The 15,095-nt window shown below is 61.6% G+C and carries 13 protein-coding genes; 2 read left to right on the top strand and 11 right to left on the bottom strand.

The window, feature by feature from the left end; translation table 11 throughout:
- Positions 1 to 13 precede the first annotated feature (13 nt).
- The 11 genes from VSR82_RS14840 to VSR82_RS14890 form a co-directional block, all read right to left on the bottom strand.
- On the bottom strand, positions 14 to 1,561 hold the full coding sequence (locus VSR82_RS14840; protein WP_498857846.1) for an acetolactate synthase large subunit: 1,548 nt from the start codon (positions 1,559 to 1,561) through the stop codon (positions 14 to 16).
- The gene (locus tag VSR82_RS14845) at positions 1,562 to 2,419 is read right to left on the bottom strand and encodes an HpcH/HpaI aldolase family protein (RefSeq protein WP_498857847.1); all 858 of its coding nucleotides are present in this window, start codon (positions 2,417 to 2,419) and stop codon (positions 1,562 to 1,564) included.
- A gap of 45 nt (positions 2,420 to 2,464) precedes the next feature.
- A complete protein-coding gene (locus tag VSR82_RS14850) occupies positions 2,465 to 3,451 on the bottom strand; it encodes a DODA-type extradiol aromatic ring-opening family dioxygenase (RefSeq protein ID WP_498857848.1) in 987 nt (328 codons plus the stop codon).
- A 62-nt stretch (positions 3,452 to 3,513) separates the two neighbouring features.
- On the bottom strand, positions 3,514 to 4,794 hold the full coding sequence (locus tag VSR82_RS14855) for an MFS transporter (RefSeq protein ID WP_498857849.1): 1,281 nt from the start codon (positions 4,792 to 4,794) through the stop codon (positions 3,514 to 3,516).
- Between the two features lie 94 nt (positions 4,795 to 4,888).
- Positions 4,889 to 5,740, bottom strand: coding sequence for an amidohydrolase family protein (locus VSR82_RS14860; protein ID WP_498857850.1), 852 nt, complete (start codon positions 5,738 to 5,740; stop codon positions 4,889 to 4,891).
- A 41-nt stretch (positions 5,741 to 5,781) separates the two neighbouring features.
- Entirely contained in the window at positions 5,782 to 6,807 is a 1,026-nt protein-coding gene (locus VSR82_RS14865) for an amidohydrolase family protein (protein WP_498857851.1), read from the bottom strand.
- Between the two features lie 70 nt (positions 6,808 to 6,877).
- On the bottom strand, positions 6,878 to 7,855 hold the full coding sequence (locus tag VSR82_RS14870) for a PhnD/SsuA/transferrin family substrate-binding protein (protein WP_498857852.1): 978 nt from the start codon (positions 7,853 to 7,855) through the stop codon (positions 6,878 to 6,880).
- Between the two features lie 259 nt (positions 7,856 to 8,114).
- Positions 8,115 to 8,501, bottom strand: a complete 387-nt coding sequence (locus tag VSR82_RS14875) for a hypothetical protein (RefSeq protein ID WP_498857853.1) — start codon at positions 8,499 to 8,501, stop codon at positions 8,115 to 8,117.
- A gap of 505 nt (positions 8,502 to 9,006) precedes the next feature.
- On the bottom strand, positions 9,007 to 9,564 hold the full coding sequence (locus VSR82_RS14880) for a Pycsar system effector family protein (protein WP_498857854.1): 558 nt from the start codon (positions 9,562 to 9,564) through the stop codon (positions 9,007 to 9,009).
- A 76-nt stretch (positions 9,565 to 9,640) separates the two neighbouring features.
- Complete coding sequence (locus tag VSR82_RS14885; RefSeq protein ID WP_498857855.1) at positions 9,641 to 10,447, bottom strand: hypothetical protein; 807 nt, start codon at positions 10,445 to 10,447, stop codon at positions 9,641 to 9,643.
- Between the two features lie 457 nt (positions 10,448 to 10,904).
- The gene (locus VSR82_RS14890; protein WP_498857856.1) at positions 10,905 to 11,660 is read right to left on the bottom strand and encodes a hypothetical protein; all 756 of its coding nucleotides are present in this window, start codon (positions 11,658 to 11,660) and stop codon (positions 10,905 to 10,907) included.
- 754 nt (positions 11,661 to 12,414) lie between these two features.
- Here VSR82_RS14890 and VSR82_RS14895 point away from each other — a divergent pair.
- Positions 12,415 to 13,293: a tyrosine-type recombinase/integrase gene (locus tag VSR82_RS14895; RefSeq protein WP_498857857.1), complete on the top strand. Its 879-nt coding sequence runs from the start codon at positions 12,415 to 12,417 to the stop codon at positions 13,291 to 13,293.
- A gap of 9 nt (positions 13,294 to 13,302) precedes the next feature.
- Positions 13,303 to 14,493 carry an IS91 family transposase gene (locus VSR82_RS14900; protein WP_498857858.1) on the top strand — a complete coding sequence of 397 codons (1,191 nt, stop codon included), beginning with the start codon at positions 13,303 to 13,305 and terminating at the stop codon, positions 14,491 to 14,493.
- Positions 14,494 to 15,095 lie beyond the last annotated feature (602 nt).

Genomic DNA, 15,095 nt, shown 5'->3' on the forward strand with positions numbered 1-15,095 from the left:
TGCTTGAACGAAATTACAGTCTCACTTCGATGAGACACGGGCCGGCCGCATGCACGGAATCGGCCATGGCCTTGTGAAAACTCTCGGCGGTGTCGACGGCGACGGCGGGCACACCCATGCTCTTCGCCATCGCCAGCCAGTCGATGCGCGGACGGTCGATATCGATCATCGCGAGCGCGCGCTCGCCCGGCGCGCCGGCACCCATGTTCGCGTACTCGGCCTTCAGGATCGCGTAGCTGTTGTTGGCGAAGATGATCGTCGTGATGTTCAGGCCTTCGCGCGCCTGGGTCCACAGCGACTGGATCGTGTACATCGCGCTGCCGTCGCCGACCATGCAGAACACGCGACGCTCCGGACAAGCGAGCGCGGCGCCGGTTGCGACCGGCGTGCCGTAGCCGATCGAGCCGCCCATGTTGTTGATCAGGTCGTGCCGCGCGGCGCCGACGGTCAGGCCCATCGTCTCGCGGCCGGTGGTCAGCGATTCGTCGACGAGGATGCAGTCCTCCGGCAACGCCGCGGCCAGCGCCTGCGCGATGCTCGCGGGGCTCAGCGCGCCGCTGGGCGCGCTAGCGTCCGCACGCTGTTGCAGAACCGCCTGCGTGCTGGTCGCGCCGAGCGCCTCGACCAGCATGTCGAGCGCGGCCGTGCCGTCTTCACCGACTTCCGCCAGCGCATGCACGCTCGTGCCAGCAGACTTCAACAGGCTTGGTTTGTCCGGATAACTGAAGAATGCGACGGGCTCGGTCGTCTCGACTGTGATGATGTGGCGAAAGCCCTTCAGGTAGTCGACCGCCGCGTTCACCGCGTATGGAATCCGCTCGAGCGTCACGCGTCCCGCGCCGCGTTCGATCCGCGCGCTAAAGAACTGCGTCGCGAGACGACAGCCGCTCGCCGCCTTCAGCTTGCCCGCTAGTTCGAGGGCGCGGCCGCGCGTCGAGCGGCCGGCCAGCACGATCAGCGTCGGCTCGCCCGAGCGCAGTACCTGCGCGATATGATCGATGCGCGCGGCGTCCGGCGTGGTGGGCTGCGCGACCGGCAACGCCGGCAGCGCCACGCGTTCGCCCGCATCCTGCCAGGACGCATCGCCCGGCAGAATCAGCGTGGCGATTTGCCCTTGATACTCGCTCGCCTTGCTGACCGCCGCGGCGACGTCCCACGCAACCGCACGCGGCGATTCGACGCGGCGCACCCAGTGACTGAGCGGCCGCGCGAGTCCCTCGATATCGGACATCAACGGCGGATCGTATTTCAGATGCGCGGCCGAATGCTCGCCGACGATATTGACCATGCCCGACGACGCGCGTTTGGCATTGTGAATATTGGCCAGGCCATTCGCGAGCCCCGGGCCCAGATGCAGCAGCGTCGACGCGGGCGTGTCTTTCATCCGGTAGTAGCCATCCGCGGCGCCCGTGCAGACGCCCTCGAAAAGACACAGCACGCTGCGCATGCGCGGATTTTCGAGCGCCTTCAGAAAGTGCATCTCCGACGTGCCCGGATTCGCGAAACAGATGTCGACGCCATGCTCGGTCAGCGTATCGACGAGGCTTTCGGCTCCGTTCATTCAATACCCCGCCATTTCGCGCGCCGCGCCAACCACGCCATAGCTGCGCGTCGGCGCCGACATCAGGAAGCGGTAGCCCTCTTCGGCTAGCCGCTTATGGTTCTTCATGTTCACGTGCGGATTGCCGACCACCACGTTGTGCTTGTGGCAGATCGAGACGATCTTGCGCATCGCGTCGGCCACGACCGGATGTTCGTAATCGCGCGGATGACCGAGCTCCTGGCTCAGATCGCCCTCGCCGATCAGGATGAAGCCGATGCCCGGCACGTTCGCGAGAATGTCGTCGAGATTTTCGATCGCCTGAGTGCTTTCGCACATCAGGCCGACGAGGATTTCGCCCTCCGGCGCGAGCGGCCACACATCGGCCTTCCGGTAGTAGTCGGCCGTGCTCAAGCCCCAGTAGCGCGCCGCGGTGGCGGGACCGTCGCCGCGCACGCCTTTGGGCTCATACAGCGGCGCGTTTTTCGGCCGCGCGTAACGGCACGATGCGACCGCGTTATACGCCTGCTCGACCGTCGCGACATGCGGCCACACCACGCCGTAGACGCCGCGATCGAGCACCTGCTTCGCGAATGCCTGGTTCATCTCCGCGCCGTTGGCCGGAATCCGCGCGATCGGCGTCACGCGCGGAGCGACCGAAGCGGATTCGACGATCGCCTTGCGATTGAGCATGTACTGCAACGCGTCGCCGAGTGCCGACACATCGTACGGGTTGTGCTCCATTTCGAACACGATGCCGTCATAAGGCGCGTCGCTCATCTCGATCGCGGTCTGCTTGTCGAGCTTCGAAAATGCGGTGAATGCGGGCTTGCCGGATTCGAACGCGCGAATGATGCCGTTGAGACGGTTATCGCTCATGGTCTTGCTCTCTGGTGAACTCGTGAATTAGGGGGTGAAGCCGGATCAGTCGGCGGCTTTCCAGTACATGAAGCCCATGCCTTCGCCGGTGCCCGCGGGCGTGCGCCAGCACGGCACGTAATCGACCAGCGTCATCTCCGCGCCGGTTTCCTGCACCGCCTTCATCACGCTGACGTACAACTTGATTTCGGAGGTGCCCGACTGGTACGAACGGTTGTCCACCGCGGCAAGGCCGTCGTAGTCGTACTCGGCCAGCATCTTCATGATGCGGTGATCGAACTCTTCGTCGTTGACGAAATGCGACAGACCGCCCGACGCGAAAATGCCCACCCGTACATCGTCCGGCCACGCATGGATCGCGTCGCGCAGCACGCGGCCGAATTCGATGCAACGCGACATCGACGGCTGCGTCGGCGGATAGAAGCAGTTCATGATGACCGGCACGTGCGGCGGCGGGTTGTCGCCCATGATCTGGTGATACACGAAGCTGTATGCGTGCGGCACGACCGGATACTCGGGCAGCGGTTTCATCCACACGTTGTCGGGCCACGCGAACAGATCGGTCAGATCGAAGTTCTCTTTCTGGAAGTACTCGATCAGATAGGTCGCGAGCTTCGGATGGCAGTCGTGCGTCACGTGATGATCGGGCGCGTAGACCGAACGCTGCGGCGGACCGTTGTGCACTTGCGCGCCGCTATAGATAGCGATCGAAGGCGAGAAATCGGTGAAGATCTCTTTCTGATCCTTGCCGAGAATGATCGCGACGTCGATGTTCGCTTCGCGATACGCGGCCGCCATCGTGTCGAGCGCGCTACGGCAGCGCGCGGCGCGCGCGGTGCGTTCTTCGAGCGTCAGGTATTTCTCGAACGCGGCTTCGCGATGCGCTTCGAGCTCGGGGTACGTCCAGGTGCGATTGCGATACCACAGTTCCGGGTTGTTGCGGTCGCGCTCCCCGTTCTTGAGCCAGTCTTCCGGCGCCTGGCCCAGCATGCCGCTGTGCGGCACCGCCATCCCGAATACGATCTTCGCCATGTGTGTTTCTCAGTGAATTAAGGTGTCCAGCGGCCGCCCTATGCCGGCCATGTTGTGAGTAGTCAGGCCTGCCGCAACCTGCCCGGTGCGTCGGTCACCTTGGGCGACCATTCAGGGCGGTACAGGACGATCGTCGCCAGCGCGCCGACCATCAGGAATCCGAGGATCACCATCATCGGCAACGTGTAGCTGCCGCTGACGTGCAACAGCCATCCCGACAGGCTCGCCGCGACCCCGCCCGCGAGACTGGTCGCGAGTTGCTGGACCCCGGTGACGAGCCCGATTGCCTGCTTCGGAATCAACGTCAGACGCGACAGCACCAGATTGTTCGCGGTCACGAAACCGAGCAGCGACAGCGACAACACGTTCCAGAACAGCGCCATCTGCAGCGTCGGCGCGTACGCGCCGAGCAGTACGCTGCAGCCGCCGACGAAGCCTGTCACGGTGAAGATCTTGCGCACCAGGATCGGATCCTTGCCCCGGGCGATGATCAGATCGGCGGCGGACCCCGCGAGCGCCGCGACGATCGCGATGCCGGCGAAGCTGAAGAATGTGAAGAGCCCCGAGCGCGAAATCGACAATCCGCGTTGCTCGACCAGATAGGCCGGCATCCACGTCATGCAGTAGAACGTGAAATAGCCGTAGCAGAAGTTCGTGATCATGCCGCCCCACACGACCGGGCTCGACAGGATGTTGCCGAAGGTCACCGTGCGAGCGCGGCGGTTCGCGAGCGACAGGTCCGCTTTGGAAGGCAAGTCGTTGCGTACCAGCAGCAGCCACGGCGCGAGCCATAGCAACCCGGCGAGACCGGTCACGATGAACATCAGCTTCCACGAGTACGTGACGATGAACCATGCCGCGATCGGCGCACCCAGCGCGGGGCCGAATTTGTTGCCCATTGCCAGCAGGCCGACGGCGAGGCCGTTCTGCCGTTCGTCGAAGTTATTGCGAATCCATCGATAGCTCGCGGGAATCACGATCGCCTCGGCGACGCCGATGATCAGCCGCATCAGGACGAGTGCGCCGAGTGTGGTCACGAGGCCCATCAGCGTCGTCGCGATGCACCACAGCGCGAAGCTGATCGCATATGGCCATTTGACGCCGTAACGGTCGGCTACCCAACCCATCGGCACCTGGAACAGCCCATACGACCAGAAGAAGGCGGCGTTGATCCAGCCGCGATCGACGTCCGTCAGCGCGAAGTGTCGAATGAAGTTCTCGTCGGCCAGCGTCGACGAAATGCTGGTGCGATCGACAAACGAAATCAGCACACCGATCGCAAGAAGCGCGAGAACGGCCCAGCGGCTCGCGATTCTTCGTCGTTCAGGTTTGACTGTCTCCATCTGCTTGTTCTCTTCAGTTTGATTGAATGCTGCGTGCAGGCCGCCGCGAAAGCGATTCACACTCGCGGACGGCCGGCCCGGGTGGCGCCGAACTTCAGGCGAGCGCCGGATAAAGCTGCTGCGCGGTCTTGCCGAAGATCCACTCGCGGTCCTCATCGCCAAGCGATGCGAGACCGGCCTGCGCGGTCGCGAGAATTTCCGCGAGCGTGCCCGGCGAGGTCGGATAGTTCGAGCCCCACGCCATCCGTTGCGCGCCGAATGCTTCGACCACGCGCGGGAAGAACGTCTCGGCGCTCGCCTGCTCTTTCTTCACGTCGCCGAAGATGCGCGGCGTGAGCTTCAGATAGATGTTCTCCAGCGATGCGAGATCGAACAGGCTCTGCGCCTTCGCATAGGGCGCGCCGTCAGCGACCTCGGGACGGCCGAGGTGATCGAGGACGATGCGCACGTTCGGGAAGCGCCGCGCGAGCGCGTTGACTTGCGGCAAGCCGATCGGGCCGGTCTGGATGCACATCGGCAGGCCGAGCTCGCCGCACAGCTCCCATGCGGGGAACGAGCGCGGATCGTCGAGCTCGCTCGGGTCGAACTCCTTCGTGCTGCCGCCGGTGAACAAGCGCAGACCCGCGAGGCCGCGCTCGACCCATCCGCGGATGCGCGCCGGCGCATCGGGGTCCAGCACATCGACTGAGCCGACCGCAACCAGACGGTCCGCGTATTTCGCGCAGCCATCGACCACATAGCTGTTGTCGAAACCGTACGTGGTCGACGAATGGACCACGGCTGCTTTTGCGACGCCTGCTGCATCCATCGATGCGATCAGCGTCTCGACCGTGGTCGGCCGCTCCTTCGACCACTCCGAACGCTTGCCGAACAGCGGCGCGGGCGGATAGCGGGTTTCGTCGTCGGAGATGATGTGCGGATGAATATCAACGATTGAAGAAGTCATCGATGCCTCGGTATCTTGCTCATTGCGGGCGGCTTGCGCCGTTACTTGCCGCGCGCCTTCAGGCGCGCATCGAGACGCGGATAGACGCGCCGCGCGTTGCCTTCGAAGATCTTGTAGCGATCCTCGTCGCTCAATGCCGCGCAGCCGTCGATATAGCGCTTCGTGTCGTCGAAGTAATGACCGGTCGACGGATCTTTGCCGCGCACCGCGCCGATCATCTCCGAGCCGAACAGCACGTTGTCGGCGGGAATCACCTTGGTCAGCAACACGACGCCCGGCTGGTGATACACGCACGAGTCGAAGAAGATATTGTTCAGCAGACCTTCCAGCGGACGCTCGCGCATTTCGAGCGACATGCCGCGATAACGGCCCCAGTGATACGGCACCGCGCCGCCGCCGTGCGGAATCACGAGACGCAGCGTCGGGAAGTCCTTGAACAGATCCGACTGCAGGATCTGCATGAACACCGACGTGTCCGCGTTCAGATAGTGCGCGCCGGTGCCGTGGAAGCACGGGTTGCACGACGCGGCGACGTGAATCATCGCCGGTACGTCGAGCTCGACGAGGGCCTCGTATAGCGGATACCACTCGCGATCGGTCATCGGCTTGCCGGTCCAGTAGCCGCCGCTCGGGTCCGGGTTCAGGTTGCAGCCGACGAAGCCGAGCTGCTCGACGCAGCGGCGCAATTCGGCGACCGAATTCGCCGGCGCGACGCCCGGCGATTGCGGCAACTGGCAGACCGGCGCGAAGTTGTCCGGGTAGAGCTCGGTCACGCGATACACGAGGTCGTTCGAGACTTCGGCCCATTCGAGGCTCGTGCGCTCGTTGCCGAGGTGGTGGCTCATCAGCCCGGCGATCGGCGAGAACAGCGTCAGGTCGCTGCCGCGCTCGCGCTGCAGTTTGAGCTGACCGTTGCCGATCGCTTCGCGAATCTCGTCGTCGCTGACGAAGGCGCCGTCACGCGACGGCGCGTTGGCCGGGTCGTTGGCGAATTCGACCTGTTTGGCGCGCCAGGCGCGAAAGGAAGCCGGGACGGTCGTGAAGTGACCGTGGCAATCGATAATCATGGTGTCTCCGTTCGAATCGTCGGGTCGGCGTTGAGCGCTCGGGCAGTGCCCCGGTAGCGCCCCGGGTGGCTCAGCGGGCTTGCGGGTCGACGAACAGCTCGTCGATCGACATGCGGCGTGGCGTGAGACCCTGCTTGAACGCGGTCGCCTCGAGCGTTTCGATCGTCTTCAGGTTTTCCCGCAGACCATACGGCAGCGGATCGTGACCGACGATCTTGCGCAGTTCGAGATACTTCTTGTCGCTCGCGCTGGTCGCTTCGCTGGCGTCGAGACGTTCGAGCCATTCCTTCTTCGCCTGCGCGAACGCATCGAACAGCGATTTCGAAATCCACGGGTGCTCGGCGAGCGCCGAGTCCTTGACGACAATCGTGCCGTGCATCGGATACACGCCCGTGCGCGCGTAGTACTCGATTTCGAGTTCGGTCGCGTTCGGCAGCAGATCGGGATAGTCGGCCTCGACTTCCTGCCAGCCGCCCGTCGGCGCGCCGGTGCGGCCGATGCCGGCGGCTGCCGCGAAACCCGCGGACAGTTCGCCCGACGCCATCATCTCCGCGAGCGAGCTGCCTTGTGGCGCATGCACGACGTTCGACGGCAGCTTCAGTTGCGTCACGTGCTCTTCGTCGTCGACGACCCACGTGACCTTCGACGAATCGAGACCGAACTCATCGATCAGCACCTGGCGGGTCCACACGCCGGTCGTCACCGAATACGCGCGCACGCCGACCTTCTTGCCTTCGAGATCCTTCGGCGTGTTGATGCCCGCGTCGGGACGCACCAGCAGACCGCCGTGATGGAAGCGGCGCACGACGAAGATCGGCAGGCCGACGAACGGCGCGCCATAAGCACGCGCGATGATGTAGGTGGTCGGCGCGAGCTCGCAAACGTCGAATTCGACGTCGCGCACCATGCGACGGAACGCGCCGATTTGCGGCTTGACGGTGACGAACTCGGCGTCGACGCCCTCGATGGGAATGGATCCGTTACGGATGGCCGACGTATGCGGATGCTCAGCGATCGCGATCTTGAGCGGGACTTTCTTGGTCAACATCCTCTCCTGTGGATTAATCGTCGCGGGCTGCGGGACGAAGGTCGCAGCGTGGGACGTGTCGTCTCGATGGCGTAAGAATATGGGAGGATGGGAGAGGCGTCCCTACACAAAAGCTAGTTTCGATGGCACTTTTTGGTGGGGCGGGCCGGCGCGGGAGAAACGAGCGGTGCCGACTGGAATGAAAGGAAGCTGATTGCTCGACGGAGACGCGCTGTCTCGTACGCCGGGTCTCGATAAAAGCTTCGACGTAACGCGCCGCCTACTTGCATTGCTCGGGCGCGAACGCATGGATGCCCACCGGAACCGGATCGAAGCCCAGTTCAGTCGCGACCCACCGGACCGCCGTGGCACGCGCTTCGAACGCATTCACGCCATCGCGGCGCACCTTTCCGTCGACGAGCGGCTCCAGCGTATCGTGCAGCTTGCTCTTCCCCTCGCGCAAAGTCGCGTTGGCGAGACGGCCGAGCGGCAGGTTGCGTTTGCTGCGCGCAATAGCGCTATCCCGGTGCAGCGCGACACCGGTAGCCGCGGACCAGCAGGTATCCGCGTTCAGCCGTGTCAGCGCGCAAAAGCCGGCGATGAGTATGTCGTACAAGTACGGCACTTCGGTCGAACCGGAGAGGGTGGTCGGTATCTGCTTAGGCATTCTAATGGAACATTTGTCAGGTTCTCGCCTACATGCCTGACGCCCTTGATCTGCGTCCAGATGTGCTGCCGAGCCTGTTCATGAGTCGCAAAGTGTTCGCCCAATGGCAGCTCGCTTCGAGCGTCCCGAAAAACGTTTTGTACAGCGCATTGTGTTACGCGCCACCGGCCGTCCCCATCGACAATTGTTAGCGCCCACAGTTGACGCTAGCAGTGCTCACAGAGGCGCTAGCAAGTTCAGTAACGCTGCTAGCGTAGCCGTCCACTTCGTGGAGGCCGCAAAGCTTGAGAGCATGAGATCGACTAAGGCGCCGCACCGAGGTTGATGCTTTTCCGGATAGCGATGTCGGGATCGCTTGCGGCAGGCAATGGTGCACTGTGGAGTATTCGGTTCCTCGGAACGAAAAATTCCCTCTTCCACCGCGGGCCTACGCGGCAATATCGTTGAGCAGTTGGCGACTCTCGTTTCGGCTAGTTCCGAGTAAGCGCGCCATTTCCGTCCGGCCTTAGCATGAATACTGTCTCCACAGCCAGAGCGTCAGTCTCTCCGAAGGGATCCACGCCCACCTCAATACGCAGGACGGACGCGCTAGCAGCATTAAAAGACATGAAATGGACGCTAGCAACGTTAGTGAACAGCGTTCCTCTATGTCGTTGCGTCGGAACAACAATGCGAAAACGCTGCTTTTTTCACGTTTCTGCCGGGATTTACGACGTTTTTCGAGAAATTTTGCGCTAGCAGAGTTACTGACATGGCTAGCGGCAATTGTGAACGCCAACATGATTCGCGGAAACACGGCGTAAGCAGCGAAGCCAAGAGAAATCACAGCCAGCACGGATGACGCCAGCGCAAGCGATCTGCTGTACGAACTTGGACCGCCAGCGAGTTTCGCGCTTGTCCAGATAAACGTCAGAAGCGCGCCATTGAGGGCAACCAGAAAGCCTGCTTTGGTGTCGAGAACGGACACCCATCTTCGCGTGACCTCGGTCACGGCCGAAAACGCCTTAAGTTGATCCGCCTCTGTCATAATCCGCCAATCTGGCCCAAACGTCGGGCTAATCATACCCTTCTTTGAATGAAAAGTTCCGGTTGCGAAATTTCGTTCGACAGGCGACGCGGCATTGTCGATTCGGACCGCGCTAACCTTTCACCGCCATATCAACGCGGCCGTATCCCAGTTCGCCATTAGCCATCCGGGTTACCTGAATCGTGATCTTTGACAGGTGGGTCGCCGGCGTCGCAATCCATCTCATGACCCGTACCTTCTCATCCCCGCCGGGAATATCTTCTTCCGTCTCGTACTGCTTCAACAGGTCTTGAACAACGCCTGCGGCGAGATCGGGGACGCTCAAGAGATCGTCCAGATGAGATTTCTTGTCAAATGACTTGCCAAATCCCACGGCGGAGAGGTCGTGCGGTAGATACATGCCCAAGACGTGCCCGAGTATCTGCTGCGTATGCTTGAAGTCCCTCTTCTTCCCGTCCTCGTTGATTAGGTCTTTGTCGCTGTACCAGAGTAGACTCTGGTTCTCGTGTGTAAGCAACGCCGCGAACGCCGCGATGATGTTTGTCACCCGGAGAACCTTTTCCGCTGCGGGCCCGGCCCATTCGCCGAGGCCTTTCTCTCGAAGCTCCTCCACCATGATCGGCTGAGCCTGTCGCTTATCCGGCCCAAATACAGTCTGGATTCGCTTGTCGACGGCGAGAGTGATAAGCGCACCGTGGATGAAGCTGTCGATCAACTCGAGGTATTCGGGAAGCGCGCGTGCTTTTGCCCCCGACGCGAGTTTCTTGTACGCAAACTCGCTGTAGTGCTCGAGAAGACCGTGCTTCTTTCGCAGCGCCCTCACCTTCTCTTCGAACGGTCCGATCTTGTCGTACGCCAGGAGCAGAAACGAGTACGTATAGAAGAGAGCGCTTTGATGCTCCCCGCCGAAGTCCGACATGATCGCTATCCTGGTGTCGTTAGAAAAATCCGGCAATTCCGTGATTTTTTCCTGAACGATCCAGTTCAAGAGATGCGAGAAGTACGGGTATTCCTCAGAGACCTTCGATAGTTTGAATGGGCCGCTCTTCTTGATTTTCTTGGGGTGCGGGTCAGCACGACGGAAAATTTCGAAGTACCGGACAGTCCTGTTTCGGCCAGCTCCATCGCTGCTCCGATGCTTGTTTTTTTAAACGGCAGTTTCATCGATTTCGCGCGCACAGAATAGGGAGTCCATGTCCCCTTAACCGCGCGCAGTGTATCGCATTCTTAACGCACGGTTCGATCATCAAATCGGCGCCTGAGGGCAACTTGTTACGCGGCATCGCGTCGTCATACATCGCGGAAAAATCGCGTTACCCGAATACAAAAAGGTACTCGACCACTCTGTCCGCCCGGCCGGTTCACTCCTCCGCCGGTCACTCGACCGGCTTTTCCCCACCTTGAACCCACTTTTCAATCTGACGTAACTCTTCGGCCTTCGTTATCCGAGCATGATGCGCTTTCAAGTCGGGCATTTCCCGCTCGAACTGCGCTTCCAACTCGGGTATGAAACTCACATCCAAGGGCGCTTTTTCGTAGGCTTCTCGGCGCTGCTGAATTAGCTTCGCGAATTCATTTCGCGACGCTTCCAGCTGCGCTGTTCCTCTCTCTCCCGCGTCAATTTCCTTCCGTATCTTTTCAGCGATAGCGAGCACTTCCAAGCCGTAGAACGCCAGACGCTCCAGCTCGGATTCATATTGTTCTGCCGTATCTGCCCACTCACCGCTGCGGACGATCCATTCACCCGCGTCGCTATATTCGCGAGTCAATGCTTTTAGCGGCGCGACGAACCGAACTGGCAGCTCTGTCCACCGCGGCTCCGGGTCAAACTTGAGCGGAACGGAGCGCTGCACGTTCGAGAATGGGTCATCTTCGCGAGCGTAGAAGTTGTTCAGCCCGTCGTGGATGTCATACATGAAGCTGGCACAGCGGTTCGCGAACGATTCGAGCTGATCCATGATCTCCATTTTGACGTGATCGACGCGCTGCTTCTCCTTTTCATTCTCGCGTCTACTGTCCAACCACTTCGAAAACGCATTCCAGCCGACATTGACGACGGCGCTAACAAGTGCGCTCGACGCCACGACTGTCACCCAATTGATGCTCGTTGTTGGTTCGGCGGCTACTGGCATGCGATCCCCTCGTTTTTCGCAAGTTTAATTTACCCGGCTACCGGCCAGGCACTTTCACAACGCCATGAAGTCACTCCGGGCTGATGGAGCGCCGGCAATTGACCTGACAGCGCGTCACGCTGTGAGCGGTGAAGTTTACCGGTGGGAGGGAGCGCACAGTCGCGGGTGGAACGCATATCGCGACGCTTCTAACGCGGGGACCGCGCCGCTGCGCGACGATATTGCCCGCACATCGGTGGTAACGCGCTCCCCTACTGTCCTTTGTCACCGGTGGTCAGATCCAGCCCGATGTCCACGACCGTCGCAGCGGACTATCGGCTGTTTATCGACTGCGTGAAGGCCCGTCGCGGTTTCCGGAGCGAGGCAGAGAAACTGACCAGAACGGCCTGCGGGTATCGTCACGCGCTCGCGGTGGCGGACCAGACACGGCTCAGTCATAGACAGAGTAAGCGCGGCGCTCACGTTGATCGACGGGCCGCCAGTGGGCGGTAGCAACAGATTTACTTGAAAACTAGTAACAAAATCAGTTGGGTGAGCAACCGCCGGGGCAAAGTGTCCAGAAATGAAGGGGCGGATAACTCCAATTGTACTAAACCGCTGAAGCGGTATTGGCAGAGAGGCGCATGTGCGTGGCTGGCGTTCAGTGAGGACTGTTGCCGACAGCAGGACCACAACGAGATCGTGAACAGGCCACGAGGAGCAGGATGGAGGTGCCCGACCGGGCATGCCATCTACTGCCTCCTGGAGGTCCGCCATGACACCGCTCCGCGAACGCATGCTGCACGACATGCAGATTCGCAACCTCGCGCTTAACACGCAGAAGTCCTATCTCAAGCAGGTTTCGAGTTTTGCGCGGTACTTCCGCCGCTCGCCTGAGATGCTTGGCCCTGACGACATCCGCGTGTGGATCATCCATCTGACCAACGAACGCAAGCTCGCACCGAGCAGCGTTCAACTGGCCGTGGGCGCACTACGCTTCCTCTACCGCATCACGCTCAGGCGGGAATGGAGCGACGACGACTTTCCGCTGCCCAAACGAACCGTGAAGCTGCCGGTCATCCTGAGCTACGAGGAGGTTACCCGCTTCTTCGAGTCGATTCCCAGCCTGAAGCAACGCGTGACGCTGATGACCGCCTACGCGGCCGGTCTGCGCGTATCGGAACTCGTGCACCTGAAGGTGACTGACATCGACAGCCAGCGCATGATGATCCGTATACGTCAGGGTAAAGGCCGCAAGGACCGCTACGTCATGCTATCGCCGCGGCTGCTCGAGATCTTGCGCACCTACTGGCACGAGGCTCGCCCCCGTGACTGGCTCTTCCCCGGCCAGATTCCCGGGCGCCCCATCACACGCCATGCCCTGGTCAACGCATGTGTGGCCGGCCGCGAGCGCAGCGGCATCACGAAACCCGTAACACCGCATTCGCTGCGCCATGCCTTTGCCACTCATCTGCTGGAAAGCGGCACCAACGTACGCACCATCCAGCTGCTGATGGGACACCGCGCCCTCTCGACAACCGCACGCTACCTGAAGGTCTCGACCAGCACCGTATGCGCGACCACCAGCCCCTTCGACCTGCTCCCGCACCCTGAACCCCTTCCGAGCCCGCCTGCTGCCCCCGCGTATTTCTGAAGCCACGGCGTGCGCACGCCACTCGAGGTGGCGGACATCTTCCGTCACTGCGGAGAGCGGTACCGGCAGACCCATGCCGATGGGCTCGGCCGTGCACAACGGCGCGCGATGAGCGCGATTGAGCTGTGTCGTACCGCCGCGCTCGGCGGGCATGTCGAGCAGTGCGATGCCTGCGGTCATCGGCGCATCGCCTTCAACTCATGCCGCCACCGCTGCTGTCCGAAGTGCCAGTCGCTTGCCCGCGCGCAATGGCTCGAACGTCGGCAGGCCGAACTGCTTCCCGAGGTCCAGTATTTCCATGTGGTTTTCACGCTACCGGAGCCCATCGCCACGCTCGCGTACCAGAACAAACGCGCACTCTATGACATGCTGTTTCGCACCAGCGCTGACACGCTACGTACGATCGCTAACGATCCAAAACACCTGGGCGCTGCAACTGGCTTCTTCTCGATCCTGCACACCTGGGGGCAGAACCTGCAGCATCATCCGCATGTACACTGCGTCGTGCCGGGTGGTGGCATCGCCCCGGACGGCGAGAACTGGATTGCCTGTCGTCCCGGCTTCTTCCTGCCCGTCCGGGTGCTTTCACGCCTGTTCCGGCGTCTGTTCCTCCAGGAACTGCGCCGTGCCTTTGCCACTGGCCTGCTGCATTTCTTCGGCCAGCTCCAGCCCCTCGCGGATCCCCAGGCGTTCGAGGCGTGGCTTGCACCCGCCGCACAGGTCGAATGGGTCGTCTATGCGAAACCGCCCTTTGGCGGTGCCAGACAGGTGCTCGACTATCTGGGTCGCTATACCCATCGCGTGGCGATTTCGAACCAGCGCCTCCTGCACTTCGATGGTCATGCCGTTACCTTCCAGTGGAAGGACTACCGGCATGACGCAGCAAACAGAACCATGACGCTTGCCGCCGACGAATTCATTCGCCGCTTCCTGCTACACGTGCTGCCCCACGGCTTCAAGCACATTCGCAATTACGGGTGGCTCGCCAACCGTTGCCGCGCTGCCAATCTCGCCACCTGCCGCCGCCTGCTCGGTGTCGCCGCCCCCGCTGACCACGCACCCTCGACATCCGAAGACTACCGCGACTGTTACCTCCGGCTCACCGGCCGCTCGCTACGCGACTGTCCCGCATGCGGCCGGGGACACATGGTGTGCATCGAAACCTTCATGCCTGGCGCGATGCCACGTTCTCCGCCATGAGCCCTCGCCACGCTCACTTCGCCCGTCCGGCACGATTCCTCAATCACGCTCGCCTGCTTCACGCTCGCGACGCGACCAGCGACGCCACATCGAAGCCAGCGCCCCGGGCAAAACTCTTTTCCATCCCTGATCTTTCCGGTCACATCCACGCCGATGCGTCGCTTCTGTCAGTTGACCCGGACCGCTGCCTCCCATCCATTCTGAACGAGCCCGCTTTCACACCCCACGATCAATTCAATGCCCATATACACGCTAGCATCCGTGGAGCGGTTTAGCACAAACGGTTTTTTGTTTACCGGTTGCGGGCTGATCGCGGCGCTCCTCTTCACACGCATAAAGCCGCAACCGCCAAACAAAAAACGCTCTGCTCTATCCGACCCTTCATTTCTTTGGTTCCATCTATACAGCACACTGGGGCCAACTTGGCGCGGTCCTACCCCGCGCTCAGGAGAACCTGTTGCCTCTCGCCACAGCACTTGCTGGCACGTCCGAGTCCAGCCGACGCACGTCACCGTTCCCCCTGAACAACAATCGCGGTTTATCGTCGCCCTCTTTCAATGACCGTCTATGTTCAAGGAAGCGCTACTGTCCCTCGATTCGCG

Origin of the sequence: Burkholderia sp. JPY481 (assembly GCF_038900515.1) — a bacterium.
In the GTDB taxonomy this organism is placed as follows: domain Bacteria; phylum Pseudomonadota; class Gammaproteobacteria; order Burkholderiales; family Burkholderiaceae; genus Paraburkholderia; species Paraburkholderia youngii.

What these genes read in the sequence shown, in the direction of transcription:
- VSR82_RS14845 (WP_498857847.1), bottom strand. Translation starts at nt 2,419, where the DNA reads ATGAGCGATAACCGTCTCAACGGCATCATTCGCGCGTTCGAATCCGGC.
- VSR82_RS14870 (WP_498857852.1), bottom strand. Translation starts at nt 7,855, where the DNA reads ATGTTGACCAAGAAAGTCCCGCTCAAGATCGCGATCGCTGAGCATCCG.
- VSR82_RS14855 (WP_498857849.1), bottom strand. Translation starts at nt 4,794, where the DNA reads ATGGAGACAGTCAAACCTGAACGACGAAGAATCGCGAGCCGCTGGGCC.
- VSR82_RS14880 (WP_498857854.1), bottom strand. Translation starts at nt 9,564, where the DNA reads ATGATTAGCCCGACGTTTGGGCCAGATTGGCGGATTATGACAGAGGCG.
- VSR82_RS14890 (WP_498857856.1), bottom strand. Translation starts at nt 11,660, where the DNA reads ATGCCAGTAGCCGCCGAACCAACAACGAGCATCAATTGGGTGACAGTC.
- VSR82_RS14895 (WP_498857857.1), top strand. Translation starts at nt 12,415, where the DNA reads ATGACACCGCTCCGCGAACGCATGCTGCACGACATGCAGATTCGCAAC.
- VSR82_RS14885 (WP_498857855.1), bottom strand. Translation starts at nt 10,447, where the DNA reads ATGTCGGACTTCGGCGGGGAGCATCAAAGCGCTCTCTTCTATACGTAC.
- VSR82_RS14865 (WP_498857851.1), bottom strand. Translation starts at nt 6,807, where the DNA reads ATGATTATCGATTGCCACGGTCACTTCACGACCGTCCCGGCTTCCTTT.
- VSR82_RS14840 (WP_498857846.1), bottom strand. Translation starts at nt 1,561, where the DNA reads ATGAACGGAGCCGAAAGCCTCGTCGATACGCTGACCGAGCATGGCGTC.
- VSR82_RS14875 (WP_498857853.1), bottom strand. Translation starts at nt 8,501, where the DNA reads ATGCCTAAGCAGATACCGACCACCCTCTCCGGTTCGACCGAAGTGCCG.
- VSR82_RS14850 (WP_498857848.1), bottom strand. Translation starts at nt 3,451, where the DNA reads ATGGCGAAGATCGTATTCGGGATGGCGGTGCCGCACAGCGGCATGCTG.
- VSR82_RS14860 (WP_498857850.1), bottom strand. Translation starts at nt 5,740, where the DNA reads ATGACTTCTTCAATCGTTGATATTCATCCGCACATCATCTCCGACGAC.